The organism is Bradyrhizobium huanghuaihaiense (genome assembly GCF_025200885.1).
In the GTDB taxonomy this organism is placed as follows: Bacteria; Pseudomonadota; Alphaproteobacteria; order Rhizobiales; family Xanthobacteraceae; genus Bradyrhizobium; species Bradyrhizobium huanghuaihaiense.
Genome location: NZ_CP104172.1, coordinates 9077016 through 9102408 on the forward strand (window position 1 = coordinate 9077016; position 25393 = coordinate 9102408).

General features: G+C 64.5%; 25 protein-coding genes. 4 read left to right on the top strand and 21 right to left on the bottom strand.

The features are described 5' to 3' along the window. Positions 1-98: 98 nt before the first annotated feature. From N2603_RS42350 to N2603_RS42365, 4 genes are all read right to left on the bottom strand, one after another. On the bottom strand, positions 99-1034 hold the full coding sequence (locus N2603_RS42350) for a transporter substrate-binding domain-containing protein (RefSeq protein WP_018644937.1): 936 nt from the start codon (positions 1032-1034) through the stop codon (positions 99-101). 90 nt (positions 1035-1124) lie between these two features. Beyond that, positions 1125-1715: an SCO family protein gene (locus tag N2603_RS42355; protein ID WP_018644936.1), complete on the bottom strand. Its 591-nt coding sequence runs from the start codon at positions 1713-1715 to the stop codon at positions 1125-1127. A gap of 23 nt (positions 1716-1738) precedes the next feature. Next, complete coding sequence (locus N2603_RS42360; RefSeq protein WP_018644935.1) at positions 1739-1933, bottom strand: hypothetical protein; 195 nt, start codon at positions 1931-1933, stop codon at positions 1739-1741. A 146-nt stretch (positions 1934-2079) separates the two neighbouring features. Continuing rightward, the gene (locus tag N2603_RS42365; RefSeq protein ID WP_018644934.1) at positions 2080-2601 is read right to left on the bottom strand and encodes a hypothetical protein; all 522 of its coding nucleotides are present in this window, start codon (positions 2599-2601) and stop codon (positions 2080-2082) included. Between the two features lie 263 nt (positions 2602-2864). Here N2603_RS42365 and N2603_RS42370 point away from each other — a divergent pair, with 263 nt between their 5' ends. The 4 genes from N2603_RS42370 to N2603_RS42385 all read left to right on the top strand — a co-directional run bounded on the left by N2603_RS42370 (position 2865) and on the right by N2603_RS42385 (position 6430). Then, a complete protein-coding gene (locus N2603_RS42370) occupies positions 2865-4523 on the top strand; it encodes an FAD-binding dehydrogenase (protein WP_260386858.1) in 1659 nt (552 codons plus the stop codon). Positions 4524-4526: 3 nt separating this feature from the next. Continuing rightward, the gene (locus N2603_RS42375) at positions 4527-5444 is read left to right on the top strand and encodes a CE1 family esterase (RefSeq protein ID WP_260386859.1); all 918 of its coding nucleotides are present in this window, start codon (positions 4527-4529) and stop codon (positions 5442-5444) included. A 110-nt stretch (positions 5445-5554) separates the two neighbouring features. Beyond that, complete coding sequence (locus tag N2603_RS42380) at positions 5555-5905, top strand: RidA family protein (protein ID WP_260386860.1); 351 nt, start codon at positions 5555-5557, stop codon at positions 5903-5905. Between the two features lie 159 nt (positions 5906-6064). Continuing rightward, complete coding sequence (locus N2603_RS42385; RefSeq protein WP_026312293.1) at positions 6065-6430, top strand: nuclear transport factor 2 family protein; 366 nt, start codon at positions 6065-6067, stop codon at positions 6428-6430. Positions 6431-6608: 178 nt separating this feature from the next. Here the strand turns inward: N2603_RS42385 and N2603_RS42390 are convergent, their stop codons facing one another. The 17 genes from N2603_RS42390 to N2603_RS42470 all read right to left on the bottom strand — a co-directional run bounded on the left by N2603_RS42390 (position 6609) and on the right by N2603_RS42470 (position 24984). Continuing rightward, on the bottom strand, positions 6609-7454 hold the full coding sequence (locus N2603_RS42390) for an amidohydrolase family protein (RefSeq protein WP_260386861.1): 846 nt from the start codon (positions 7452-7454) through the stop codon (positions 6609-6611). 3 nt (positions 7455-7457) lie between these two features. Further along, entirely contained in the window at positions 7458-8435 is a 978-nt protein-coding gene (locus N2603_RS42395) for an aldo/keto reductase (RefSeq protein WP_260386862.1), read from the bottom strand. 106 nt (positions 8436-8541) lie between these two features. Continuing rightward, complete coding sequence (locus tag N2603_RS42400; RefSeq protein WP_026312292.1) at positions 8542-9474, bottom strand: sugar-binding protein; 933 nt, start codon at positions 9472-9474, stop codon at positions 8542-8544. Positions 9475-9568: 94 nt separating this feature from the next. Then, entirely contained in the window at positions 9569-10651 is a 1083-nt protein-coding gene (locus N2603_RS42405; RefSeq protein WP_026312291.1) for an ABC transporter permease, read from the bottom strand. Beyond that, on the bottom strand, positions 10651-11409 hold the full coding sequence (locus N2603_RS42410; protein ID WP_260386863.1) for an ATP-binding cassette domain-containing protein: 759 nt from the start codon (positions 11407-11409) through the stop codon (positions 10651-10653). Before N2603_RS42410 ends, N2603_RS42405 begins: the two co-directional genes overlap by 1 nt. A 12-nt stretch (positions 11410-11421) precedes the next feature. Beyond that, positions 11422-12744 (bottom strand): xylose isomerase, encoded by a 1323-nt coding sequence (xylA, locus tag N2603_RS42415; RefSeq protein ID WP_260386864.1) that lies wholly within the window; start codon positions 12742-12744, stop codon positions 11422-11424. Beyond that, entirely contained in the window at positions 12745-14199 is a 1455-nt protein-coding gene (xylB, locus tag N2603_RS42420) for a xylulokinase (protein WP_260386865.1), read from the bottom strand. It lies immediately after the preceding gene. Positions 14200-14281: 82 nt separating this feature from the next. Next, a complete protein-coding gene (locus N2603_RS42425) occupies positions 14282-15337 on the bottom strand; it encodes a LacI family DNA-binding transcriptional regulator (protein ID WP_260386866.1) in 1056 nt (351 codons plus the stop codon). A gap of 99 nt (positions 15338-15436) precedes the next feature. Next, positions 15437-15901, bottom strand: coding sequence for a GNAT family N-acetyltransferase (locus N2603_RS42430; protein ID WP_260424412.1), 465 nt, complete (start codon positions 15899-15901; stop codon positions 15437-15439). Positions 15902-15903: 2 nt separating this feature from the next. Next, entirely contained in the window at positions 15904-16416 is a 513-nt protein-coding gene (locus N2603_RS42435; protein ID WP_260386867.1) for a GNAT family N-acetyltransferase, read from the bottom strand. Continuing rightward, entirely contained in the window at positions 16416-16997 is a 582-nt protein-coding gene (locus tag N2603_RS42440) for a helix-turn-helix domain-containing protein (RefSeq protein WP_183250497.1), read from the bottom strand. Before N2603_RS42440 ends, N2603_RS42435 begins: the two co-directional genes overlap by 1 nt. A gap of 190 nt (positions 16998-17187) precedes the next feature. Beyond that, complete coding sequence (locus N2603_RS42445) at positions 17188-20241, bottom strand: DPP IV N-terminal domain-containing protein (protein WP_260386868.1); 3054 nt, start codon at positions 20239-20241, stop codon at positions 17188-17190. A gap of 398 nt (positions 20242-20639) precedes the next feature. Beyond that, entirely contained in the window at positions 20640-21452 is an 813-nt protein-coding gene (locus N2603_RS42450; RefSeq protein ID WP_260386869.1) for a type VI secretion protein, read from the bottom strand. Beyond that, positions 21449-22513 (bottom strand): TAXI family TRAP transporter solute-binding subunit, encoded by a 1065-nt coding sequence (locus N2603_RS42455; protein ID WP_260386870.1) that lies wholly within the window; start codon positions 22511-22513, stop codon positions 21449-21451. The genes N2603_RS42450 and N2603_RS42455 overlap by 4 nt, the downstream gene beginning before the upstream one ends. A gap of 15 nt (positions 22514-22528) precedes the next feature. After that, positions 22529-23062, bottom strand: a complete 534-nt coding sequence (locus N2603_RS42460) for a DsrE family protein (RefSeq protein WP_145831876.1) — start codon at positions 23060-23062, stop codon at positions 22529-22531. Between the two features lie 590 nt (positions 23063-23652). Continuing rightward, complete coding sequence (locus tag N2603_RS42465) at positions 23653-24543, bottom strand: class I SAM-dependent methyltransferase (RefSeq protein WP_260386871.1); 891 nt, start codon at positions 24541-24543, stop codon at positions 23653-23655. Positions 24544-24756: 213 nt separating this feature from the next. Beyond that, positions 24757-24984, bottom strand: coding sequence for an Acb2/Tad1 domain-containing protein (locus N2603_RS42470; protein ID WP_260386872.1), 228 nt, complete (start codon positions 24982-24984; stop codon positions 24757-24759). Positions 24985-25393 lie beyond the last annotated feature (409 nt).

Here is a 25393-nt window from a genome sequence, read left to right on the forward strand (position 1 = left end):
GGCTCCGCGAAGCAATCCAGAATCTTTCCTCGGAAACAGTCTGGATTGCTTCGTCGCAAGGGCTCCTCGCAATGACGGCGGAGGGAGCAGCGAAGTAGCTAGAACGGGCTCACCGAGAAATAGCGCAGCCACAGATCGGTGTAGCGGCCTTTTTCCCAGACGCGGAACAGGGCCCAGTTCAGGGCCTGGCGCAGCACGTCGTTGCCCTTGCGGACGGCGATGCCGATGCCTTCGCCGAAGAAGCGGCTCTCGACGAAGGGGCCGCCGGAGAAGGCGCAGCAATCGCCGGAATCCGTGCCGTTGATCCAGAACGCGAGCGAGATGGCGTCGCCGAAGATGAAGTCGACCTCGCCCTTGCGAAGCGCGGCGCGCATCGCGTCGTCGCTCGGATAGGGGTGCAGCTCGGCGTCGGTGAACATCGCCTTGAGATACGCCTCATGCGCGGAGCCCGCGATGACGCCGACCTTCTTGCCTTCGAGATATTCGGGGCGGATCTCCGGCATCACCGCATCCTTGCGCGAGGCGAAGCGCGCCGGCACGCGGTAGTAGGGATCGGTGAAATCGACGCGGGCGCGCAGCTGCGGGCTCACCGCCATCGAGGCGATGATGGCATCGCCCCGGTTGGAGGTGAGCGCGTCGACCAGCGTCTCGAAGCGCCGCATCTGCACCGTGCAGGTGACCTTGATCTCGTCGCACAGCGCGCGGGCGAGATCGACGTTGAAGCCGGCCGGGTTGCCGTCGGCGCCGGTGTAGTTGAACGGCGGATAGTCGGTCTCGGTCAGGAAGCGGATCACGGTCAGGCGCGACAGGTCCGGCCGCTCCGGGCGCCGGCGCGGGTCCCAGAACCCGGGCACGGCCTGGGGGGCCGCCTGGGGCGCAACTTGCGGCGTGGCCTGGGGCCCCGCCGGGGGCTGCTTGGCCGGGGCCTGGGCGTTGGCGCCGGAGAGGCCAGCGAGCAGGCAGAGGCCGGCGGCCAGCCCAGCCAGCAAGCCACGGACAGATTTGAACGATTTCGCCTGTTGCGATGGAGCCATCGGCCGAAAGTAATGAATTTCGTTGGGATCAGAGGGCCTTATAGACCATCCACCCGGGAACGCGAGCGCCGATTATGGCCAGGGTGAAGCCTAGAGATACCGCTTCAGGTCGGTCGCAGCCTCTTCCGGCGTCCGCTTCAGGTTGAACGGCGAGACGAACCGGCCGTCGCGGTCCATCAGATAGATCAGCGCGGTGTGGTCCATGGTGTAGTCGCCGTCCTTGGTCGGGACCTTCTTGGCATAGACCCGGTAGGAGGTGATCACCTTGGCGGTCTCGGCGGGGTCGCCGGACAGGCCCGCCAGATGCGGATCGAAGCTCGACAGATAGTCCTTCATCGTCGCCGGCGTGTCGCGCTCGGGATCGACCGAGATGAAGACGGCGTTGACCTTGTCGGCGTCCTTGCCCATCGCCCGCAGCACCTCCGAGATCTCGAACAGCGAGGTCGGGCAGACATCCGGGCAATGGGTGTAGCCGAAGAAGATCAGGGTCGGCTTGCCCTTCAGGCTCTTGTCGGTGACGGCCTTGCCGTTCTGGTCGGTGAGCTGGAACGGGCCGCCGATCGCCGCGGGCTGCGCCACCTTGCTGACCCCGCCCATGGCCCAGAACATGATCAGGAGCCCGAGGACGAGGCTTGCTGCAAAGGCGGTCGCGATCACCAGCGGACGGGCGGCGGAACTCATAGGCGGAAAACTTCCTGTCGGGGTCAGAAGCAGGCGGCGAAGCCGGTCCTGATCATTTCGAAGAACACCTGGCTGCCGTAGTGGAACCACAGCGCCAGCGCGCCGATCACGACCAGCCCGCCGACACCGGCGCCCGCCAACAGCAGCACGGACGGCGTCCGGCCGGCAGTGGACGAATTGTCCTGTAACGGATGTCCCGGGTGCAGTGGTTGAGCCATGACAAATTTGGGGGCGAAGGCCCCGGTTCCCAGGCTTTCAGATAGGCTTTAGCCCGCCGGCGGGCAAGGCGCTGCCAGCAGGCAAAGGCACCGCCGGCGGACAAGGCGCCGCTGACGGGCTCAACGATCCCGTCATGCCTGTGGTGTCAGTGAAGCAGCTGGCCCCGGGCCGACTCGACCTGCTCCGGTTGCGGGAGGGTCCGGCGTGCCGGCCTGATCGCCGAAGCCTGGGCGTCCATGTAGCAGGGCTTGTACATGGCCTGCAGCTGCTTGCCCCTCAGGAACAGCATATGCGGGGTCAGGCCGCCGCGCTGCGCGATCCAGCGCTTCACCTGCGACGGATACATCGCATAGAGCATCTGGGTCGCTTCGGGATTGGTGATGGCGCGGCCATTGGCGCCGAAATCCCAGGCGGCGTGGAAGCCGAGCGTGGCGCTCGAGGTCACGCAGATGCGGTCGTGCGGGATGGCGCCGAGGACGATGGTGCAGGCCGAGGCGCAGAGGCCGTCGATGATGACGGTCTCGCCCGATTGCCTGAGGTCCTGGTATCTGTCGACGTAGGTTCCAATCCGGCCACCGCGGTCATCCGCGATCCGAACCACCGCGTGAGAAGCCCCCATGCCCGCGATCAAGAGAACCGCCGCAAGCAACCCCGTCAGAAACTTCATTGTCCCCCGCCCCAGTCGAATTCGAATCTGCGTGTCAGGTGGTGATGCAGTGCTAGCGTCCGTCGTAACCAAGGTTTTGTCTAGGCAGGCCGGCTTGATCAAAACAAATTCAAATCCAGTGTTGCGTCGGCGCTGCACCCGGCCGGTCTCTATCCCAAAGTGGAACAAGTTAACGAGGTCTTACGCGCCACGCCCTTGATCTCAGTTACGACCGCTGGCTTCAATCCGGGCAACTACAGGGGAACTCATGGAGGGGGAAGCGCATGGCTGAGGAAACAGACGTCATCGTCGTCGGCGCGGGACTGTCGGGCCTCGTCGCCGCGACCGAGATTGCGGATGCGGGCAAGCGCGTGATCGTGGTGGACCAGGAAGGCGAGCAGTCGATCGGTGGCCAGGCGTTCTGGTCGTTCGGCGGATTGTTCCTGGTCGATTCGCCGGAGCAGCGCCGGCTCGGCATCAAGGACTCGTTCGAGCTCGCGATGCAGGACTGGCTCGGCACCGCCGGCTTCGACCGCGACGAGGACTTTTGGCCGCGCAAATGGGCCGAGGCCTATGTCGCCTTCGCTGCCGGCGAGAAACGCGACTGGCTGCGCGCGATGGGCCATCGCATCTTTCCCGTGGTCGGCTGGGCCGAGCGCGGCGGCTATGACGCGATGGGCCACGGCAATTCGGTGCCGCGCTTCCACGTCACCTGGGGCACCGGGCCCGGCATCGTCGAGCCGTTCGAGCGCCGCGCGCGCGAGGCGATGAAGAGCGGCCGCCTCACCTTCAAGTTCCGTCACCGCGTCGATGCGCTCACCATCACCAACGGCACCGTGGATGGCGTCAGCGGCGCCGTCCTAGCGCCCGACAATGTGGAGCGCGGCAAGAGTTCGTCGCGCAATGTCGTCGGCGAGTTCGCGCTGAAGGCGCAGGCCGTGATCGTGGCGTCCGGCGGCATCGGCGGCAATCATGAGCTGGTGCGGGCGAACTGGCCGAAGCGGCTCGGTGAGCCGCCGAAGTTCATGATCTCCGGCGTGCCCGAACATGTCGACGGCCGCATGATCGGCATCACCGAAAAGACCGGCGCGCGGCTGATCAACCGCGACCGCATGTGGCATTATGTCGAAGGCATCCAGAACTGGTCACCGATCTGGCCACGCCACGGCATCCGCATCCTGCCCGGGCCTTCGTCGATGTGGTTCGATGCAACAGGCACACGATTGCCGGCGCCGCTGTTCCCCGGCTCCGACACGCTCGGCCAGCTCAAATACATCATGTCGACCGGATATGATTATTCCTGGTTCATCCTGACCCAGAGCATCATCAAGAAGGAATTTGCACTGTCGGGTTCGGAGCAGAATCCCGATCTCACCGGCAAGAGCTGGCGCATGACCTTGCGCCGCGCCACCAACAAGGGCGCCCCCGCGCCGGTCGAGGCCTTCAAAAGCCATGGTGTCGACTTCATCGTGCGCGACAGAATCGAGGACCTTGTGGCGGAGATGAACAAGCTTGCCGGCAACGACCTGCTCAGGCTCGAGCACATCAAAATGCAGATCGAGGCGCGCGACCGCGAGATCGCCAATCCTTACGTCAAGGATGCGCAGGTCATGAACATCCACAATGCGCGGCGCTATATCGGCGACAGGCTGATCCGCACCGCCTCACCGCACCGCATCCTCGATCCCGCGCAGGGGCCGCTGATCGCGGTGAAGCTCAACATTCTCACCCGCAAGACGCTGGGCGGTTTCGAGACCGATCTCGACTCGCGCGTGTTCGGCAGCGAGGGCAGCGTCATTCCCGGCCTCTATGCGGTCGGCGAAGCCGCGGGCTTCGGCGGCGGCGGCGTGCACGGCTATCGTTCGCTGGAGGGCACCTTCCTCGGCGGCTGCCTGTTCTCGGGCCGCAATGCCGGCCGTGCGGCGGCGAAAGCGGTGGGATAGATCATGCGGCGGTGGATGCAGATCGGGATGTTTGTTGCGGCATTGACCGCCGCCTCGGTCGCATCCGCCGACGTCATCGACGTCAACGGTGTGAAGCGCTCCTACACCTTGCAACTGCCGGCGAAGAGACTCGTGCCGCTGGTGGTCGTGCTGCATGGCAAGACCCAGCGCGGCGCCGACATGATCGCGCGGACGGCGTGGCCGCAGGTCGCAAAACGTGAAGGCTTTGCCGTGGCATTCCCTGATGGCCTTAACCATGCCTGGGCCGATGCGCGGACCAAAGCGGGACCCGCACTCCGCGGCCCGCCCGACGGCACCGACGACATCGCCTTCATCACAAAGCTCGTCGAGAAGCTGCTGGCGAACGGCACCGCTGACCCGAAGCGCGTCTATGTCGCTGGCATCTCCAATGGCGGCGCCATGGCGATGACGCTTCTCTGTGCGCGCGCCGATCTGTTCGCCGCCGGCGCCAGCGTGGTCATGAACCTCACCGATGAGGCCGCGGTCACGTGCCATCCGTCGCGGCCGCTGCCGATATTGCTCATGAACGGCACGGCCGACCCGCTGGTCCCCTACGCCGGCGGCCGCGGATCGAGCTATTTTGCCGCAGACGGGTTCTGGTCGACCGACGAGACGCTGGAATTCTGGCGCAAGCTCAATGGCTGCGAGTCAGACGATGCGGCCACCGTCGATCTGCCTGACAAGAATCCCGCGGACCAGTCCACGGTCACGCAGATCACCTCGCGCTGCCCGACCGGGCACGACGTCGTGCTCTATCGCATCAACCATGGCGGTCATCGCATGCCCGGGTTCTCGCCCGATGCCCGCTTCCCGAGAGTTGCGGCCAGCCTGCTCGGCCCGCAGAACGGCGACATCGACGGCGCCGAGACAATCTGGACGTTTTTCAGCCGGTTTCCGTGACGCATGCGTCGGAGGTAACGCATGCGTGCCTCGCAACGCATGCGTGCCCGGGGTGGCACGGCGCAGGCTGCTGCGCTAGACAGGGCCGCCATTCCACCAGGAGATCCCAAATGAGCATTCAGCGTTTTGAAACCGGCCCGCGCATGAGCCAGGTCGTCGTGCACGGCAACACCGTCTATCTCGCCGGTGTCGTCGCCAGCAACGCCGCCGGCGAAAGCGTGACCAAGCAGACCCAGGACATCCTGAAGACCATCGACGGCCATCTCGCCAAGGCCGGCACCGACAAGTCGAAGCTGCTCTCGGCCACGATCTACATCACCGACATGAAGACCTTCGGCGAGATGAACGCGGTGTGGGACGCCTGGGTCTCGTCCGGCAACACCCCGGCCCGCGCCACCGTCGAAGCCAAGCTGGCGGCCCCGCAATACACCGTCGAGATCATGGTGACGGCAGCGAAGTAACCTTCGCCAAGCAATACACATCCGAATGAAGCGCGATGAGGCCATCATCGCGCTTCATTTTTTTTGCACCTGCCGATGACCTCCGAGGTAATCGATCAGCGCGCGCAAACCTTCGATAGTGAGGGACAGCCGGACACGGCGTCATCGAAGGAGAGCAACATGACCGACCACACCGCCATCGCCCACTGCTATATCGATCTCTGGAACGAGCGCACGACGAGCCGCCGGCGCGAGCTGCTGAGCGAGACCTGGACGGCGGATGCGAGCTATGTCGATCCGCTGATGAAGGGCGACGGCCCCGATGGCATCGACGCGCTGATCGCGGGCGTGCAGCAGCGCTTTCCCGATTTCAGGTTCAAGCTGATCGGCGAGCCCAACGGCTACGGCGACCATGTGCGCTTTTCGTGGGGGCTCGGTCCTGACGGCGTCGACAGCCCGATCAAGGGGACGGACTTTGCCGTGCTGAAGGACGGGCGGATCAGGAGCGTGACGGGGTTTCTGGACCAGGTGCCTGCGGGGGCGTGAGCCACAGCGTTCCCTCAAACTCCGTCGTCGTCCCGGCGCAGGCCGGGACCCATACCGCGTGATTCATCTATTACGCGCGGTGGGAGTACCAAACGACTAATCTTCGCAAAACTACTCCCTGGGGTTATGGGTCCCGGCCTGCGCCGGGACGACACCTGTGTTTAGGCTCTTGCTCGGCTCATTCCACTAGCCGATACGCCGCCTCCGCATTCACCCCGAACGCCTTCTCACGCACATTCGGCCCGAGCTTCGCCAGACACGCCTCCAGCGCGCGCTTGATGTCGCCGTAGCTGCCGGCAAGCAGGCACACCGGCCAGTCCGAGCCGAAGATCAGGCGGTCCTCGCCAAAATTCTTCGCCGCGTGCGCCACGAACGGCAGCAGTCGCTCTGCATCCCAATCGTCCCACGTCGCCTCCGTCGCCAACCCGGAGATCTTGCACCAGACATTGCCGCAAGCGGCTAACGCTGTGATGCGGTCGGTCCATTCGTCGCTGCCGCCATCGGCGATCGGCGGCTTGGCGGCGTGATCGAGGACAAAGCGCGCTTGCGGGAAGGCCTGCGCGGTTGCGATCGCGGCGGGTAGCTCGCGGGTGCGGACGAGGAAGTCGTAGGCGAGATCGCGGGCGAACACCGCGGTGAGGCCGCGCTGGACGTCTTCGCGCAGCAGCCAATCCGCATCAAGCTCATCGTGGACCTGGTGGCGGATGCCGACCAGCTTGTCGCCACCGGGCAGCGCCCACAACCGGTCGAGCGTGTCGCCGAGGTCGCTGTCGGTCAGATCCACCCAGCCGACGACGCCGATCACCGATGGGGTCGCATGCGCGATCCGCAAGAATTCCTCGGTCTCCTCCAGGGCGGAGCGGCACTGCACGACGATGCTGGCGTCGATGCCGTTCGCCTCTAGCAGCGGCGCGAGATCGGCGGGGCCGAAGGCACGGCGGATCGGTGCCAGCTCGGGCGCGTCCATCCAGGGATAGTCGGCGCGTGCGGGATCCCAGAAATGCTGATGGGCGTCGATGATCATGCCTTAAGCTCCACCGGGCAGCGGCGCCCGCGCGTCGACGAGGTTTCGCGCGCGCAGCTCCTGCCAGAACGCCGCCGGCACTGTCTTTTCCGACATCGCGATGTTGTCGGCGACCTCGGCGGCATTACGCGCGCCCATCACCGCAACGGTCACCGCCGGATGGGCCATGCAGAACTGCAGCGCGGCGGCTTTCAGCTCGGTGCCGTGCTTGCGGCAGAGCTCGTCGAGCGCGAGCGCGCGCGCGACGAGCGCCGCATCGGCATCCTGATAATTGAACTTCGCGCCCGCGTGCGGATTGGCCAGGATGCCGCTGTTGTAGATGCCGCCGAGCAGGATGCCGATATTCCCGGCCTGACAGACTGGAAACAGCGCATCCAGCGCGCCCTGGTCGAGCAGCGTGTAGCGCCCGGCGAGCAGGAAGCAGTCGACGGGTACGGCCTCGGCGAAGCGCACCGGCATCTCCGACTGGTTCATGCCGGCGCCGATCGCCTTGACGGTGCCGTCACTGCGCAGGCGCTGGAGCGCGCGGAAGGCACCGGCGACGGCCTGGTCATAGTGATCGTCGGGATCGTGCACGAGCAGGACGTCGACGCGGTCGAGCCCGAGGCGGGCAAGGCTCTCCTCGACCGAGCGCATCACACCGTCATAGCTGAAATCGAACACCGGCCGCTCGCGCGGCGTGCCCTTGTAGTGTTCGTCCTCGGCGGCGCCGCCATCGGGGGCGCGCAGCAGGCGGCCGACCTTGGTCGAGATGGCATAGGACTCGCGCGGTTGTTGCCGCAGGAAGGCGCCAAGCCGCTGTTCTGCGAGGCCAAAGCCGTAGAGCGGCGCGGTGTCGAAGAAGCGGACGCCGAGCGCCCAGGCTCTTGCCAGTGTCGCCTCCGCATCGGCATCGCTGACAGGCGCAAACAGCCCGCCGAGCGGTGCGGAGCCGAGGCCGATTGAGGTGACGTCGAGAGAGCCGAGCCGCGAGCGTTTCATTCCCATCGCCTTACAGTCTTCATTCCAGCAGTCCAAACATCATCTCTCCCGCTTGCGGCAAGCGCAAGCGGGAGAGGCACGCAGGAGCGCGGGGCTGGCGGCGCTCCTACTTCAGCATCTGCGCGACGTTGTCCTTGGTGACGAGATCGAGGCCGGTGTAGACGATCTCCGGCACCTTCTCGCCCTTCTTGATGGCGAGCAGCGTGTCCATCGCCTTCTCGCCCATCTCGAACGGACGCTGGCCGACCAGCGCATTGGCATAGCCGTCACGCAGCAGCTCGAGCTGCATCTTCAGCGTGTCGGCGACGACCAGCGTGAACTTGCCGGAATCGATGTCCTTCTTGTTCCTGGAGGCGAAGGCCTTGAAGCCTTCAGGAGCGAACATCGGCCAGCCGCCGATGGGCACGATGGCGGCGAGATCGGGCGTTGCGGTGCGCATGTCCGTCATCTGCTGGACCGCGAGCGCGGGATCGTCGTTGCAGAAGGTCGGGGAGCCCGCGACCTCGGTCCATTTCGAGCCCTTCAGGGCCTCGCGCACGCCGTCGACGCGCTCGGCGAGATTCTTGGCGCCGGGACCGCCCGAGACCATCGCGTATTTGCCGCCGTCGGGCCGCAGCTTCAGCAATTCCTTGCCGAGCGCGACGCCGAACTCCTTGTTGTTGGTGCCGATATAGGCGATGCGCTTGGAGCCCGGCGCATCCGCATCGAAGGTGATGACGGGAATGCCGGCCGCGGTCGCCGCCTCGATCGATTTGGTCATGGCCGCGACGTCGGCGACCGAGATGGCGAGGCCGTCGACCTTCTGGGTGACGAAGTCCTGGATGATCTGCGCCTGCGTCGCCGGCTCGTGCTCGACCGGCCCCTTGTAGATGCACTCGATGTTGCCGAGCTCCTTGGCGCGCTTCAGGCAGCCGTCGCGCGCAAAGTCGAAGAACGGATTGTTCATCGCCTTGGGCACGATCACGAAGCGGTAGTTCGCGGCAAATGCCGGCGTTGCCATCATCGCAACGGCGATACCGGCCAGAAGCAGTTTCCTCATTGTCTCCTCCACCCTTGTTTGGTGCCCATCCCCTCAAAAGCGTCCGGGAAGCGGACAGGCGGCATTTTCGTTGCCTTCCCGAAGCGACGTCACGTCAGGTCATCCGCGAGCGGATGCGATCGACCAGCACGGCCAGGATGATGATCACGCCCACCAGCGTCTGCTGCCAGTAGGAGGAGACCTGCGCCAGCACGAGGCCGTTGCGGATCACTTCCAGCAGCACGCAGCCGACGATGGCCCCGAGCGGGCCGCCGATGCCGCCGGCGAGATTGGCGCCGCCGATCACGGCGGCCGCGATCACGTTGAGCTCGTAGGAGGTCGCCATGTTGGCCGGCGCCGATCCGAGCCAGCCGGAGATGATGATGCCCTGGAGCCCCGCGGCGAGCGCGCAGATCACATAGACCTCGATCTTCACCCGCACCACCGGGATGCCGGTCAGCTCCGCCGCCTTCTCGTTGCCGCCGAGCGCGAAGACGTGGCGGCCGAACGAGGTGTGGTGCAGCACCACGGCCATCGTCAGTGCGAGGATCACGAGATAGATGAAAGGCGCGGGCACGCCGAGCACGTCGCCGGAGGTGAGCGCATAGAAATAATCGGCATCGGGCCCGCCCGGAAAACTGCCGCGGCCATTGGAGACGACATAGCCGAGCCCGCGCACGATCGAGAGCATGCCGAGCGTGGTGACGAAGGGCGACAGGCCGAGCACGGCGATGCAGAAGCCGTTGACGAGGCCGGCGATCAGCGCGACGCCGAGGCCGGCGAGGATCGAGACCAGCAGGATCAGGCCGGGCACGTTGGCGAGCACGGTCTTGCCGTCGGCCGCCATGTGCACGAACAGCGAGGCGCCGAGCCCGCCCGGCGTCGACAGCTCGGTCATCACCATCGAGGTGATCATGGCCGAGAAGCACATCATCGAGCCGACCGAGAGGTCGATACCGCCGATGATGATCACGAAGGTGACGCCGAGCGTGGCAATGGCGATGAACGAGAAGTTCTTCGCCACGTTCTGGATGTTGCCTTGGGTGAAGAAATACGGGCTGGCGAAATGCATGATCACCAGCAGCACCGCCAGCGCCAGCAGGACGTAGCCGGTCTGGGAGGCGAAGATGCCGCGCTGCCACCACCTGATCTTGCCGACATTGGTGAAGCTGATCGGGGATTCCATGGGCATGGCCATCACGCCGCCTCCTTCGCGCCGGTGATGAGAGCGGTGACTTCCTCCGGCGAGGTCTCGTGGATCGGCTTGTCGGCCCGCTTCTCGCCGCGGCGCATGACGATGACGCGGTCGCACACCGCGAACACGTCGGGCATGCGATGCGAGATCAGCATCACGGCGACGCCCTGCTCCTTCAGCCGGTGGATCAGGCCGAGCACCTGCTCGACCTGGCGGACCGAGATCGCGGCGGTCGGCTCGTCCATCATCACCAGCCGCGCATTGGAGAGCCGTGTCCGCGCGATCGCGACGGCCTGGCGCTGGCCGCCCGACATCTGCTTGACGAGATCGTCGGGCCGCGTCTCCGAGCGCAGCTCGCCGAACAATTCCAGCGCGCGCGCCGCCATTGCCTTGTGGTCGAGCAGCGCGATGGGGCCGAACTTGCGCTTCAGCTCGCGGCCGAGAAAGACGTTGGCCGCGGCGGTCAGATTGTCCGATAGCGCGAGGTCCTGGTAGACCACCTCGATGCCGACGGCACGGGCGTCGACGGGCCGGTTGAAATGGACCGCGCTGCCGGCAAAGCGCATCTCGCCGTGCGAGGGGCGGAAATTGCCGGCGATGATCTTGACCAGCGTCGACTTGCCGGCGCCGTTGTCGCCCATCAGGCCGACCACCTCGCCCGGGAAGACCTGCATGTCGACGTCGTGCAGCGCGCGTATCGCGCCGAACTCCTTGCCGATGCCGGTGAGCTCGAGGACCGGCGTTGCTTCAGCGCTTGCCATCAGCGGCGTTCCTCAGACGTAGCGGTTGACGAGGGATTCCAGATATTCCTGCCGGCCCGAGCGCGGCTGCGGATCGAAGCCGGGGCTCATCGCGCGGTCGGCGAGATCGGCGAGGGAGCGCTGGCCGCCGAGAATGGCGCGGCCTTCAGGACCGGCCCATCCGTCGTAGCGCGTGGCGATCGGCGTGGTGAGCGCGCCGGCATCGAGCATATCGGCGGCGGCGAGGAAGGCGCGCGCGCAGGCATCCATCGAGCCGACATGGGCATGGATGAGATCATCGGGGTCGATCGACTGGCGACGGATCTTGGCGTCGAAATTGAGCCCGCCCGAGGTGAAGCCGCCGCGGTTCAGGATCTCGTGGAACACCAGCGCGAGCTCACCGACGTTCATCGCGAACTGGTCGGTGTCCCAGCCGAGCAGATCGTCGCCGCGGTTGATGTCGAGCGAGCCGAACACGCCGAGCGCCTCGGCCAGCGCGACCTCGTGATGGAAGGAGTGGCCAGCGAGGATGGCGTGGTTCTGCTCGATGTTGAGCTTGACGTCCTTGAGCAGGTCGTAGCGTTCGAGGAAGCCGTAGCAGGTGGCGACATCGAAGTCGTATTGATGCTTGGTCGGCTCCTTCGGCTTCGGCTCGATCAGGATCGGGCCCTTGAAACCGATCTTGTGCTTGTGCTCGACCACGAGCGAGACGAAGCGGCCGAGCTGGTCCAGCTCGCGCTTGAGATCGGTGTTGAGCAGCGTCTCATAACCCTCGCGCCCGCCCCACAGCACATAGTTCTGGCCGCCGAGGCGGTGCGTCACCTCGAGCGCGGCGCGGACCTGGCCGGCGGCATAGGTGAAGATGTCGGGGTCCGGGTTGGTCGCGGCGCCCGCCATGTAGCGGCGATGCGTGAACAAATTGGCAGTGCCCCAGAGCAGGCGGACCTTTGCGGAGGCCATCTTCTGTTCGAACAGATCGGCAATCGCGTTGAGATTGGCGACGGATTCGCTGAGCGAATCCCCTTCCGGCGCCGCGTCGACGTCGTGGAAGGTGAAGAAGGGCACGTCCAGCAGGCGGAACAGCTCGAAGGCGACATCGGCCTTGGCGCGGGCCATCGCCATCGCGTCGGTGCCGTGGTGCCAGGGCCGCAGGAACGTTTCGCCGCCGAAGGGATCGCCGCCCGGCCAGCACAGCGAATGCCAATAGCAGACCGCAAAGCGCAAGTGATCCTCGAGCCTGCGGCCGTGGACGAGGCGGTCCTTGTCGTACCAGCGGAAGGCATGCGTGTTCGCCGCATCCTTGCCGGCGAAGGCGACGGGCGTCGTTGCATCGAAGAATTTGGCTGGCGCGTTCACTTAAGACATCTCCTTCAATGCGGGATAAAGCGCGCGCCAGCGACGATAGACTTCGTCATAGGCGGCGGTCACGGATGCGCGGGGCGCGAAGCTCGCGAGCCGGCGCGGACGGGTGCAGATCTTGGCCGGATCTTCGCCGGTCGCGGCGAGCCGGCCGAGCCGTGCGGCGCCGAGCGCAGCCCCGACCTCGCCCTCCTCGACGCGGTGGACGGGAATGCCGAGCACGTCGGCGCAGATCTGGGCCCACAATGGCGAACGCGAGCCGCCGCCGACGAGATCGACTTCGCTGATCGGTCCGCTCGCCGCACTCAGTGCCGCGAGATTGTCGCGCGCGGCGAAAGCGACGCCTTCGAGTACGGCCTGGACGATCTGGTTACGGCCGGTCGCACCGCGCAGGCCGACGAAGGCGCCGCTGGCGGCGGCATCGTTGTGCGGCGTGCGTTCGCCATCGAGATAAGGCAGGAATTTGATGGGGCTCGGCCCGTCGACGCGCTCCCCAAGCGGCGCGAGAAGCGCGGCTGCCGACGTCTCCATCACGTCGGACAGCCAGGCGAGCGAGGCCGCGGCCGACAGCATCACGCCCATCTGGTGCCAGAGGCCGGGCAGCGCGTGGCAGAAGGCATGCACGGCTGACGCCGGTGCCGGCGCGAACCGATCGGTGACACGGAACACGACGCCGGAGGTGCCGAGCGACAGGAACGCATCGCCCGGTGCGATGGCGCCGAGCCCGATCGCACTTGCCGCGTTATCGCCGGCGCCGCCGGCGACGACGACGTCTTTCGCCATGCCCCAGCGCTGCGCGTATTCCGGCGCAAGCACCGCGCTGACCGCGCTGCCTTCGACGAGGCGCGGCATGTGATGCAGATCGAGGCCGGTCGCATGCAGCAGCAGGGCCGACCAGCGGCGCTCGCCGACATCGAGCCACAGCGTGCCTGATGCGTCCGACATGTCCTCGACCATCTCGCCGGTCAGGCGGTAGCGGACATAGGCCTTCGGCAGCAGCACCTTGGCGACGCGCTTGAATATTTCCGGCTCATGGCGCGCGACCCAAAACAGCTTTGGCGCGGTGAAGCCGGGCATCGCCAGATTGCCGGCGATGGCGTGCAGCGACGGACAGCGCCGCTCCAGCATGGCGCATTCGGCCTGCGAACGGCCGTCGTTCCAGAGGATCGCGGGACGCAGCGGCCGTCCGTCCTCGCCGAGCAGCGTCGCGCCATGCATCTGGCCTGAGAGGCCGATGCCGGCGACCCGCGCGATCTCGCGCGGATGGCGGCCGGCGAGGTCGTCGACCGCGCCGATCGCGCCCTCGACCCAGGCGTCGGGATCCTGCTCGGACCACAGCGGCGCCGGATGCGACAGCGCGAGCTCGCGCGCCGCCGTCGCGATCACCGCGCCGGCTTCGTTCACGAGAACCGCCTTCACACCGGACGTGCCGATGTCCAGTCCGAGATACACACCACCCTCCCTTTTGTCTGTCGCGGTGTGCGGGCTTGATGCCGCCTTCCCCGCAACGGGCCGTCTCCATATCCAGCTGCCGCTAGGGCAGATTGTCCCGCATCACGATGTCGATCCTGATCTTCTCCTGCTCGCGCAGGATCGGCTCGCCGCGGGCGAGCGCGAGCAGCACGCGCACGGCGGCCCGCGCCTCATGTCCCGGATTCTGCGAGATCGCGGCATCCATTACGCCCTGGAGCAGCAGCCGGCGCGTCAGCGCGGTGACGTCGTGCCCGACAAACACGACCTTGTCGCGGCCGGCCTCGCTCAACGCTTTGTTGTTCAACGCTTGGGCGACACCCTGCGTGCCGGCGCCGACGTTATATAGGCCGACAATGTCAGCATGCCTGCCCAGCAGCCGTGCCAGCAGCTGCTCCGAGCGCGCGTCCTCGTCGCGCCCTTCCAGCACCGGCAGCACGCTGAGACCAGGGAATTCACTCGCCATCACCTGGTTGAAGCCGAAGATGCGCTCGGCGTGGTCGCGCAGGCCCTGCGATCCCGCGACGATCGCGACCTTGCCCGAGCGCCCGCCGACCAGCCGCCCGACCAGCGCGCCGGCGGTGCGGCCCGCGGCGATGTTGTCGATGCCGACATAATGGTGGCGGCGCGAGGACGGCACGTCCGAGACCAACGTCACGATCTTGGTGCCGGCGTCGACGAGGTCGTTGATGGCGGCACGGACGGTGGGATGATCCAGCGCGACCACGGCGACACCGTCGTAATCGCCGGACAGCGCCTCCAGCGAGGCGGCCAGCACGGAGGCGTCGAACACGTCGGTGGCAATCATCTCGACGCCGAGGCGACGGGCCGAGAGCCAGCCTGACATCTCGCCGAGATAGGCTTCGATCTGCTGCATGAACGGGTTCGGCCCCGACGGCATCACGAAAGCAAAGCGGCGGGCGCGGCCGCGGGCGAGTTCCGCGGCCGCCACATGCGGCTGAAAGGAATTGCGCTCGATCGCTTCCCGGACGCGCCGGACCGTGTCCGCCCGCACGCCCGGCCGGTTGTGCAGCACGCGATCGACCGTCGCGAGGCTGACGCCGGCCTCGCGGGCGATGTCCTTCAGCGTGAGCGCGGCGGTGGTGAGCGTCTCGGCCATGGCTGAAGGCTAGCAGAGGTGTTTTGAGGTACGCAACTCATTTTGAGGGGCAGGAGGCGCAGGTCGGCATTTTCGGCCCCCGGTTGCGCCGGGCCGGAACTACCCGCCGGTCAGATCCAGCGTCAGGAACAGGCTGTTGGGATCTTCGGCATAACCCTCGAACGGGCCGCAGAGCACAAAACCGTGCGCCTGGTAGAGCGCATGCGCCGGCTTGAAATAATCCCATGAGCCGGTCTCGAGGCTGAGCCGCTGCAGGCCGCGCGCGCGGGCCTTGGTGATGATGTGACGGAGCATTTGGCCGCCATAGCCGCGCCGCCGCGTGGTCTGCAGCGTGTGCATCGACTTCACCTCGCCGTGGCCGGCCGAGAGCGCCTTCAGCGCGCCGGTGGCGACCAGCGTCTCGCCGTCCCAGCCGGTCCAGAACGCGACGTCGCTGGCGCGAAGGCCTGCGAGATCGAGCGCATGCGCGCTGCCCGGCGCGGTCTGCGCCCGAGCCGCCGTGACGTGATGATCGAGCAGCGCGATGACGCGGGGATCGAAGGTGTCGCCGGCGCGGATTTGCATCGTCACGGCCGCACTCCGCTTGCAAGCTGCTTCTGCATGAAGACGAGGTCGAGCCAGCGGCCGAACTTGCAGCCGACCTCCGGCATGCGTCCGACCTCGGCGAAGCCGAGCGATGCATGCAAGGCGATCGAGGCGGCGTTGGCGGCCTCGATGCCCGCGATCATGGCGTGCTTGTCGAGCGCGGTGGCGCGCTCGATCAGCGTCGCCATTAGGCAGCGGCCGACGCCGAGCCGGTGATGCCGCTCGCCGACATAGACCGAATTCTCCACCGTGTGGCGATAGCCGGGAAAGGGGCGGAAATCGCCGAACGAGGCGAAGCCGACGACGTCCCTGCCCTTCATCGCGACCAGCACGGGATAGCCGGCCTGTTGCCGCGCGCCCATCCAGGCGCGCCGCGAGGCGAGGTCGGCCGGGCCGTCGGTCCAGACCGCCGTGGTGTTGACCGCGGCGTAATTGTAGATGGCCAAGATGTCGGCGGCATCCTCGAGCGTGGCGTCCCGCACGATCAGCGGCATCACATCTTCCCGTAAGAGGTGCCGCGCCGCGTGATGATGACGTAGCGCGCGTCCTGCCTGGTCTCGTTCTCGAAGGTCACCGCGCGCATCACGTCGAAGTCGAGACAGTCGCCGTCGCGCAGGCGCACGGTCTTGGCGTCGATATGCACGCAGACCGCGCCCTCCAGCATCAGGAGCTGCTGGGTGAAGGCGTTACGGCCCCAGGGGCTGTAGGAGACGCGCGCGCCGGCGGGCAGGTCGACGACGATGATCTCGATGCCGCTGGCCGCATCCGGCGGCGAGGCATGACGCCGGCGGTAGCCGCTGTCGGGGTCGCGCCAGTGCGGCTGGTCCGCCAGCCGCACCAGGCGTTCCGGCGGCTTCTCGGCGAGCGCGACGACGTCGCTGAGCGTGACGTCGAGCGCCGCGCAGAGCTTGTTGAGCAGCGCTGCCGTCGCACTGCTCTGCGCCCGCTCCACCCGCCCGATCATGGCCCGGCTGACACCGGAGCGGCCTGCGAGTTCATTCAACGTCATGCCCGCCTGCGTCCTCAACGTCTTCAAGCGACGACCGATCGCACGGTCGAGTTTCTGCTGGTCCATGGTCTTCATCCAAACATTGCCCGACACGAGGACCGCACCCATCAGGGCGAGAGAAGCTTAAGCCGGGCGAGCCGCGTGTGCCGGGAGCCAGGAGCTAATATATTAGAATGTTTGGGCGGCAAATTCCCCGGCGTCTTGCCGCAGCCCGCCTGGACATGGCGGGCTCGGCAGAGCGTTCCGTGGAAATTCGCTAGACCAGAAAATCCGGTGCCGCGCCGTGGACCTGCGGGATCAAGGACCCGGGCGCGAGGTGAAGTGTCATCGCATGATGATCCGCATCGGTCAGCGTCAAAATATTGGTCTGAGCGTCGAAGGCCGCGTTCACCTTGGTGTCGAAGCCATCCAGCACCAGCGTCGTGCCCGGCGTATAGTTCGAGATGACACCGGATGTCTGCTTTGCATTGGGGCCAAAGACAAATGTATCCGTCCCCGTCAGAACGACATTGGTGCTCAGATTACCGGTGACCACCAATGTCCCGTTGTTGACGTTGATGGCTCCAGCCCCGCTCAAATGATCGACCTTGAGCACGCCACCATCCAGGACAGTGCCGTTGTTGACGAGGTTGCCCGAGACATCCACCTCGCCGCCGGCGTGCACATTGACGATGCCGCCATTGGTCAGGCCACTCCCGAAATCAATCGTGCCGCCCTGATCGGCGGTGATCGTTCCAAAGGTGTTGAAAACGGCGTCGTCGAAATCGAGCGAGCCGTGCACGGCTTCGATCAGGCCGCTGCTGGTGACCGAATTGCCGGTGTTCACGCTGAGCGGCTGGGACCCGTTCGCCTCGAGCGTGCCGGAGACGCCGATATCCAAAGTGAGGCTGTGATCTCCGTTTCCGATCGTGCCGGCGCCGTCGATCGTGCCGCCCTCAAGGTCGAGCGTGTGATGTGCACCACTGTTCAGGATTAGGGAGCCCGGATCGAGCTTGATCTCGCCATTGCCGATGACCGTGGCGTCGCCGGTCAGGATGACTTTCGCAAAATTGAAGAGCTCGATCTTACCGCCGTTGTTCAGCGTGCCGCTGACATTCAGATCGCTTGCGGCACTGTCGTCAAACACGGCGCCAGCCTTGAGCGTCACGTTGTTGAAGCTATTGGCGCTGCCTGCAACGGATATGATGAGTCCGCCTGATGTCGCATCCAGCGACGTCCCGTCCAGATGCACGTTGTCGAAGGTGATGGTGCCGCCATTGGCGACGATCGCACCGAGGGAACCGCCGAAGATCGTATCGTTCACGAAGGCGAGCGTCGCCTGGGTTTCGCTCAGTAAACCGAGATTGTTGATCGTGCTGTTGCTGATGATACCGGCGCTGCCGGTCTCGTGCAAATTGCCGGTCACGCTGATATTGATCGTGGCCCGGTCAATCGACGTGAAGCCGGTCGAGCCGGTGACAGTCAGAACGCTACCGCCGCCGCTGGTGTCATTCACGTCAGTGACCGTGATCGCGACGTTCTTTGTCGTGATTTCCGTGCCGTCGCTGACCGCGACGGTGACGTCATAGACGTTGTCGTGGCTCGCGTCTTGCGGCGCCTCGAAGTCCGGCGCGGACTTGAACGTCACATCGCCCGTCGCCGACACGTCGAACAGAGCCGCGTCAGTGCCGGACAGCGAATAGGTCAGCGCGGGACTGTCCACATCGGTCGCCGCGATGTGGTAGGCGACACCAGAGCCATTCTCCGCGAAGCTTGCCGTCGTGCCCGAGCTGATCACGGGCGCATCATCGATTCCTGTCAGCGTCACGGTGACGCTCTGTGCCCCGTAGAAGCCGCCGAGGGCCAAGATGAAGATGTCGGTATGGGTCTGTCCGGCCGCGAGCGGAGCGATGTTGGCATGAGAGACATCATAGGTCCACGTCACCTTGCCATCGGCAGCGTCGGCGGTGGCCGTGAGTGTGCCGAGATTGCCGTCTTGCGGTGCCACCGCGATCCTGTCGGTACCGGCAAAGAAACCCGCCTGCGATGTCGAAACATGGGCAGCGCCATTGTCCGTCAGCTTCGCTGCGGTGAAGGAAGACGTAGTAAGATCTCTCACAAAGATGTCGTAGGTTTTGTTGGTATCGCCCGGCACCAGAATGCTGGTTAAAGACTCGAATGCCACCTTGGTGCCATCAGGCGAGAATACGGGAAGCCGGCTGCCGCCTCCGATTTCCCACGGCAGGCCCCCATTGGTCGAGACGGCCGTGATGGCGCCGGTGACCAGGTCCTTCACAAAGATGACCTGATCGCCATGGCCACCCGGCACGAGATTGGTGGCACTGGAATAGAACGCAATCTTGGTGCCATCAGGCGAGAATACGGGTTTCTGGGCTTCGCCGTTGTTCTGCGGGACTCCGTCGGCATCGGTCGATACCAGCGTGACCGCGCCTGTGGTCAGATCCTTAATGACGATGTTACCGATTCGGTTGTTGTTACTACCCGGCACAAGAGTTTCGGCAAAGGTATAGAACGCCACCTTGGTGCCGTCTGGCGAGAACACCGGGTCGAAGCTGCCGTGATCCCCGCGAGCGCCGCTGGCGCTGACCGACACCAGTGTCGTGGTCCCGGTGGAAAGGTCCTTGATGTAGATCTCGGTGGTGTCGCCAAATCCTGTATTCGACCCGAACACGATCTTGGTGCCATCGGGCGAGAACGAGGGGGGGAAGGTAAAGCCATTCTCATCGCCGCCGTTGCCGGGTCCTCCATTGTATGGATTGGGCGCTATGAGCGTTATCGCGCCAGTGGTGAGGTCCTTGATAAAGATGTCGCGCAGGTGGTCGGTATCATCCGGCACGAGATTGTCGGCATCGGAAAGGAACGCAACCTTGGTGCCGTCAGGCGAGAATATTGGATTGGTGGTCTGGATGCCGTCCGCCTGTTCCCCGCTGGCACTGGTCGACACGCGCGTGACGGCACCGGTGGCCAGGTCCTTCACGAAGATGTCGGCGCCCGTTGCGAACGCCAACTTGGTGCCATCGGGCGAAAAAATCGGCTGGTAGCCACCCAGCTGAACCCCGCTGGCATCGGTCGACACGAGCGTGATCGCCCCGGTCGAAAGGTCCTTCACGAAGACGTCGGGTGCACCGTTGGTATCGCCGGGCACCAGATTGTCGGCATAGGATGCGAACGCCACTTTCGTGCCGTCGGGCGAGAACACGGCCTGGACACTCGCGCCATCCGCCTGCGCCCCGGTTGCGCTGGTCGACACGCGCGTGAACGCATCGTCGCTGCCACCGCCAGCGGTGAAAACAGGTGCCGAGTTTGTCATCAATGCCTCCGTTTGCCCGGCAACAGGCCGGGTCCGAATGTTTTGTTCGATGATCAGAAACAAAAACGCGGCGCCAATAAGTCGCTGCCGACCAGACCGCTGATCAAAGCAAGTTTAGTGCCCCTGGATGACGAACGCTTGATGTCGCGCGATGCGTCATCGCTGCAAATCTGCGAATGATGGTGCATGGATTCCGGTATGACCCAAACGACAACACGCATGCTCGGGCAATCAGCATCCATGCGTCTTGCTTCGTCTCCGACCAACAAGTGAACAAAGTTTAGCCGCTGTGGTCGCTCTGAAGGCTGCCTCGTCCTTGGCGCCAAGGGCATTGATCGAATCGTCGAAAGGCGTTCGATGCGCCCGGAAGACGTTCGAGCCCTGTAAGCCGGATGCCGTCACCGCCCCCGCGATTCGACCGTCGCATTCGGCCAACGGCAGGCATTCGCAAGCCTGGCGCGGACGATGTCGATGCCGGCGAGGTCGAAGGTTGCGCTGATGGTGCGCCCCGCACCGTCGGTCACGGCGATCGACATCCGCCCACCGTCGAGCGCGCGCACCAGATCGACCGGGTCGTCCGCCACGGAGGCGGTGCGGCCATCGACCGCCAACCGCCAGCGTAGCGATCTTGCCGCCGGCAGATCGGAGGACATCACGACCTCGACGTCACCACCGCGCGAGGCGCGCCAGACGCCGTTGGCGCCGAGGGACATCTCGGTCCGCTGGTTCCGGCAGCGCAGGACCAGCGTCTGCGGCGCGTCGGCAGCAATGGGTGGAAGCGCATACAGCTTGGCCACGAAGAGCGGCGAGAAGTCCCGCGGGGACGTGGTCTCGCTGATCAGCCATCCTCTTGCGGCCGGAAGTGCTGCGGTCGGATCGTCTCGATCGGGGTGTGCCGCCACTGGCGGCGGCTCGGATGCGGTCGGCGCGAGCGGCATGCGGGCGCGCGGCTTCGCAGGCACATCGCCGGACTGCCGGGCCTCGTCCTTGTTGGCGAACAGATTATCGAGGCATTGTTTCTCCGCACTGTGCGCCTTCAACCTGCAGCCAAGCCGAGCCGCAGTGTCGCTGCCGGCCTGATCGCAGGCGGCTTCAGCGTTGCGTGTCTGCGCGAAACATTGGTCGAGGCCCTTCAAGGTGCTGGACGCGGATTGACCGTGGGCTTCCGCGATCTCGATCATGGCGAACAGGAGAGCGGCGAGCCGCCTCATGGACGCGCCGTCCGATTGGCCATCTGGGGATCCCGCCAGCTCTCGGCCGCCTTCAGGCGCTGCAATCCGGGAACGCTGGCAGAGGGATCGGCATCCTTCCATTTCGGATCGAAGCCGGACACGCGCAGCTCGTCGAGCCTGCCGAACAGTTCGTTCACGAAGGCCGTCACACGGTCATGGCGCGGCGAACCTGGGGTCCAGTTATACGCAACCAGAACCGTCGGCACCGCGATCGTCTCGACCGTCTGGCCCGCCGGCACGAGCGCCGGATAGTCGGCCGAGGTCAGCGAGGCGGGCACGTAATAGTCGATCAATCCCGGACCAAACGGCACCGGCAGGAACTTGAATCCCTCGTCCCATTTGCGCTTCACGAATGCGTCGACCGGCTTGGAGGTGACGAAGACCACGGCCGCCATCTCGCCCTTGCGCATCTGCTCGAGTGCAAGCGGGTGAGGCACGAAGGTCTTCTCGACCTCGATGCCGAGGCGGCTGAAAATGAGCGGCCCCGAATAGGCGGCGGCGGTGCCCTGCGTGTTGAAGTTCACCTTCCTGCCCGCGAGATCGGCGAGCGAATTGATCTCCGGACGCGCGAAGATGTGCAGCTCCGACGGAAACAGGTTCATCACGTGGACGATACGGTTTCCGATCTCGGGCACCTGAGCGCGGTACTCGTCGAGCGAATCGCTGTTGATGATCGCGACGTCGACCCCCTTGAGATAGAGCAGATCGTTGACGTTCTCGGTCGGTCCGCGCGTCACGATCGGAAGCACGTTCACCTTTCCGCCCTCGTTGACGACGCGCGAGATCTCGGTGGCGAAGCGGAGCGGCGCGCCTTCCAGCAATCCGGCGGCGAGACCGACCGAGCCCGCGTTGATGCGATCCCTCACCTCCGCTTCCGCGCTTCGCGGTTGAACGGGGCGCGCGGCGTGACTCCCGCGCGCCGGTGCGGGTGCGGAACGCTCAGCGGACCGCTTTTCAGCACCGGCCCTGTTGGCATTTTGCGCGGAAGCAGGCAGCTCGAGCAGCGACAAGGCCAGTATGAACAGCAGCTTGCGCATCATCGCGGCCTCCTATGTCTATGGCCGGACGTAGCTCCAGCCCTTCTCCTGCAGCTCCATCATGTGGACGACGCCCGAGGGCACCATGGACGCCTCCGGCAGCAGCTCCAGCGGCTTGCCTTCCTTCTTTTCCATCCCTTCCCTGGTCACGCCGCATGCGGCGAAGCGGATCTTGCTCGGGAAGGCGAGCTCGGTCATGGCGTGAATGCGATCGGCGACCGGCGTCGTGTCCTTGCGCAGCATGTGCAGCCCGGGACCAAACGCCACGATCTCGACATCGGCTTCCTCGCCCTTCTTGCGGTAGTAGTCGAGCACGTTGGTTGCGTTGTTGAGCGCCAGATTCATCACGGCGGAATCGTTCTGGTTGACCTGGATCACGAGCCGATGCGCCGCCGGCTTGTCCGGGCGGGCCGTGGCTTGCTTCTTCGGGACCATGGTGCGCGCCGCGCTCACAGAGCCCTGCTGCTGTTGCATCGAGGTCATGGGATATGCCGAGCTGATTGCGAATGTGGCAATCATGGCTGTGACGATATGGATTCGTGCATCAGGCATGGACCATCTCCCCTCTGGGTCTTGCGCTCTACATGCGGTGCAACTCGTTCGATCTCGATCCGGCCCTTGAGCCGACCCGTTGATGCTGCGTGCGGATTTGCGTGGGCGGCGCCCGAACCCGAAACATGAACTCCGCGCCGGTCTGCCGACAGACTGCAGTTCGTGCTAAGCGCAATGGATTAAGCGCAGGAGGACATCGGCTCAACGTGCCGCTCGTTGCGCGCCGGTTCAAAGCCGCGGGGAGAATTCAGGCCGCAACACCAGAGGGCCGATCGGGCCGAGGTGGAGGGTCTGGAGCGGGCGAAGGGAATCGAGCCCTCGTATGCAGCTTGGGAATCATTTTTGGCACCCAAATACGTCAATGGGTTACACGGATTTGGCTCTTTTTTGGCTCCGCGCTATGCGGGGATTGGTGGTGCGGTAAGATCCAACTCCGAATTAAATTTTCCATACGGCAAAAACCAGCCGATCCTTTTTTTGGGGTCCACTCCGTCCAGCATGACGGTCACGAAGGGGGCGACCGCAAGCTAGACGAATACCGGGAACGTTTCGCGATAAGAGCTATTTGGTTTTCACACCGAAGCGAGTGCTTAGGGACGTGCAGTAACAATCCAAAATGCACCTTGGAGTACAATCCCTTCGGGGCCATCGATCTGTCGATAAGCATTTGCAACGGCCGAAATCAAAGCTTCTCTCGCCGCAGGCTTCAAGTCATTGAGAACCCGTGTCAGTGGTCCGAACTGCAATGAAAAATTTGCAGCTTCGATAGCTTCGCCCGGTCCACCAAGCCGCATACGCTCGTCGTGGCGGCGCAACTCGATTTGACGAAATCCAGCACGACCTAAAATATCCTGAACACGTGATGGGTTCGCAAGCGAGAACATGCCGGGCTCGTCCGGTCCGGGTATTGGCACCGCATCGTTCGGCAAAAGCGGCCGTGCCGCTTGTACTGCTGTCGAAATGTAGGTGTTTTCCGCGGCGGTTCGACAGCACAAGAACGTCATTCTTCCTGATGTCTTCAAAGCGGATCGGAGATTGGCGAACGCGGCAACCGGGGCACCAAAAAACATAATGCCCAAACGAGAGTATATGTGATCAAAACTCGCTGGCTCGAAGGCAAAGGAGCCTGCATCCGCGACAGCCAGCGTTACTTGCGCGAATCCTTTTTCGACAACACGCTCTCTAGCCCGTGCGAGCATTTGGTCCGAAATGTCTACGCCAGTTACGTGACCGAGTTTGCCCACAAGGCGCGCAAATTCCAGCGTCGATCCCCCACAGCCGCAGCCGACATCGAGAACGTGTTCTGCGCTCTTCGGGTTTGCCTCCCTAATAGCCGCATCGCCAGCTGGTCCGAGAAGCGCGTCCAGCCGGTCCTGAAGAGTGACCCATGGCGCTGTCGCGGAACTGTTCCAATAACGAACCATTCGCGCGTTTGGCCCGTCATCCGACGTAGGCTCGTTTGAGGAGACTTCATCTTCCACAGTTCCCCCCTTCGCTCGGCGCCTTCGGCACTATCGCTGGAGCCTCCGACAGCTTAGCTCGGGTGGAGCGCGAACAAAAGCTGCAAGAGACCGCTGTAAAAGGGTTCTCGCTGGAACGCCCTAAGGTTTTGGAGCGGGCGATCGACTAGCCTTGGCCAATGAAAAAACTCCCCCGAGCAATCGGAGGAGTTTACACGCGCACAACTGGTGTTGCTATGCGGTCGCGGCCTTCACTGCCCACATCGCGGCCTCTTCGTAGGCTGTCTGGGCCAAAGCCACCAAGCGGGCGTCTTTGGGTTTGAGGTGATCGCACAGATTAATCAATTCAGCCGTGCGCCGCTTGATGACATCCACATCGCCACTGGCGCTGGGATTAAAGGTAGTGCGAACGCGGAGTTCGCCGATTGTGTTGGGGGTTATGGCCCCGCTGTTGTCTGACATAGTTCGATGTCATTGGCTTCTAATGCACTTCATTGAATCACGGATCGCAAAACGCGCAACGTGCCCACGGGGGACAGCGATTTTTGGCTCAAACTGGCTCTAGAATCGTGCTCGTAAGGACCCGAAAATCACAATCATTTCAGCGAGTGAGATGTCCACAACAAGCTAGAAACGCAGCTCATTCCAAGGACGTACCCTGTGCAGAAACCCCTTGTTTTAAAGGGTTTTGGAGCGGGCGAAGGGAATCGAACCCTCGTATGCAGCTTGGGAAAACGATTCCTAAACCTTTACGCGCTCCGTTCATGGCATCATAACACATTGAAAATACGATACTTTCTGCTATTCTAAGGGATAAGCGCCGACCACGTTTTGAGCGCCTCTCCCACAGCTGTTTTTGTACGATCGTTGT

Excerpts from the sequence above, each read along its gene's own strand:
- N2603_RS42350 (WP_018644937.1), bottom strand. The coding sequence starts at position 1,034 with ATGGCTCCATCGCAACAGGCGAAATCGTTCAAATCTGTCCGTGGCTTG.
- N2603_RS42355 (WP_018644936.1), bottom strand. The coding sequence starts at position 1,715 with ATGAGTTCCGCCGCCCGTCCGCTGGTGATCGCGACCGCCTTTGCAGCA.
- N2603_RS42360 (WP_018644935.1), bottom strand. The coding sequence starts at position 1,933 with ATGGCTCAACCACTGCACCCGGGACATCCGTTACAGGACAATTCGTCC.
- N2603_RS42365 (WP_018644934.1), bottom strand. The coding sequence starts at position 2,601 with ATGAAGTTTCTGACGGGGTTGCTTGCGGCGGTTCTCTTGATCGCGGGC.
- N2603_RS42370 (WP_260386858.1), top strand. The coding sequence starts at position 2,865 with ATGGCTGAGGAAACAGACGTCATCGTCGTCGGCGCGGGACTGTCGGGC.
- N2603_RS42375 (WP_260386859.1), top strand. The coding sequence starts at position 4,527 with ATGCGGCGGTGGATGCAGATCGGGATGTTTGTTGCGGCATTGACCGCC.
- N2603_RS42380 (WP_260386860.1), top strand. The coding sequence starts at position 5,555 with ATGAGCATTCAGCGTTTTGAAACCGGCCCGCGCATGAGCCAGGTCGTC.
- N2603_RS42385 (WP_026312293.1), top strand. The coding sequence starts at position 6,065 with ATGACCGACCACACCGCCATCGCCCACTGCTATATCGATCTCTGGAAC.
- N2603_RS42390 (WP_260386861.1), bottom strand. The coding sequence starts at position 7,454 with ATGATCATCGACGCCCATCAGCATTTCTGGGATCCCGCACGCGCCGAC.
- N2603_RS42395 (WP_260386862.1), bottom strand. The coding sequence starts at position 8,435 with ATGAAACGCTCGCGGCTCGGCTCTCTCGACGTCACCTCAATCGGCCTC.
- N2603_RS42400 (WP_026312292.1), bottom strand. The coding sequence starts at position 9,474 with ATGAGGAAACTGCTTCTGGCCGGTATCGCCGTTGCGATGATGGCAACG.
- N2603_RS42405 (WP_026312291.1), bottom strand. The coding sequence starts at position 10,651 with ATGGCCATGCCCATGGAATCCCCGATCAGCTTCACCAATGTCGGCAAG.
- N2603_RS42410 (WP_260386863.1), bottom strand. The coding sequence starts at position 11,409 with ATGGCAAGCGCTGAAGCAACGCCGGTCCTCGAGCTCACCGGCATCGGC.
- N2603_RS42425 (WP_260386866.1), bottom strand. The coding sequence starts at position 15,337 with ATGGCCGAGACGCTCACCACCGCCGCGCTCACGCTGAAGGACATCGCC.
- N2603_RS42430 (WP_260424412.1), bottom strand. The coding sequence starts at position 15,901 with ATGCAAATCCGCGCCGGCGACACCTTCGATCCCCGCGTCATCGCGCTG.
- N2603_RS42435 (WP_260386867.1), bottom strand. The coding sequence starts at position 16,416 with ATGCCGCTGATCGTGCGGGACGCCACGCTCGAGGATGCCGCCGACATC.
- N2603_RS42440 (WP_183250497.1), bottom strand. The coding sequence starts at position 16,997 with ATGGACCAGCAGAAACTCGACCGTGCGATCGGTCGTCGCTTGAAGACG.
- N2603_RS42445 (WP_260386868.1), bottom strand. The coding sequence starts at position 20,241 with ATGACAAACTCGGCACCTGTTTTCACCGCTGGCGGTGGCAGCGACGAT.
- N2603_RS42450 (WP_260386869.1), bottom strand. The coding sequence starts at position 21,452 with ATGAGGCGGCTCGCCGCTCTCCTGTTCGCCATGATCGAGATCGCGGAA.
- N2603_RS42455 (WP_260386870.1), bottom strand. The coding sequence starts at position 22,513 with ATGATGCGCAAGCTGCTGTTCATACTGGCCTTGTCGCTGCTCGAGCTG.
- N2603_RS42460 (WP_145831876.1), bottom strand. The coding sequence starts at position 23,062 with ATGCCTGATGCACGAATCCATATCGTCACAGCCATGATTGCCACATTC.
- N2603_RS42470 (WP_260386872.1), bottom strand. The coding sequence starts at position 24,984 with ATGTCAGACAACAGCGGGGCCATAACCCCCAACACAATCGGCGAACTC.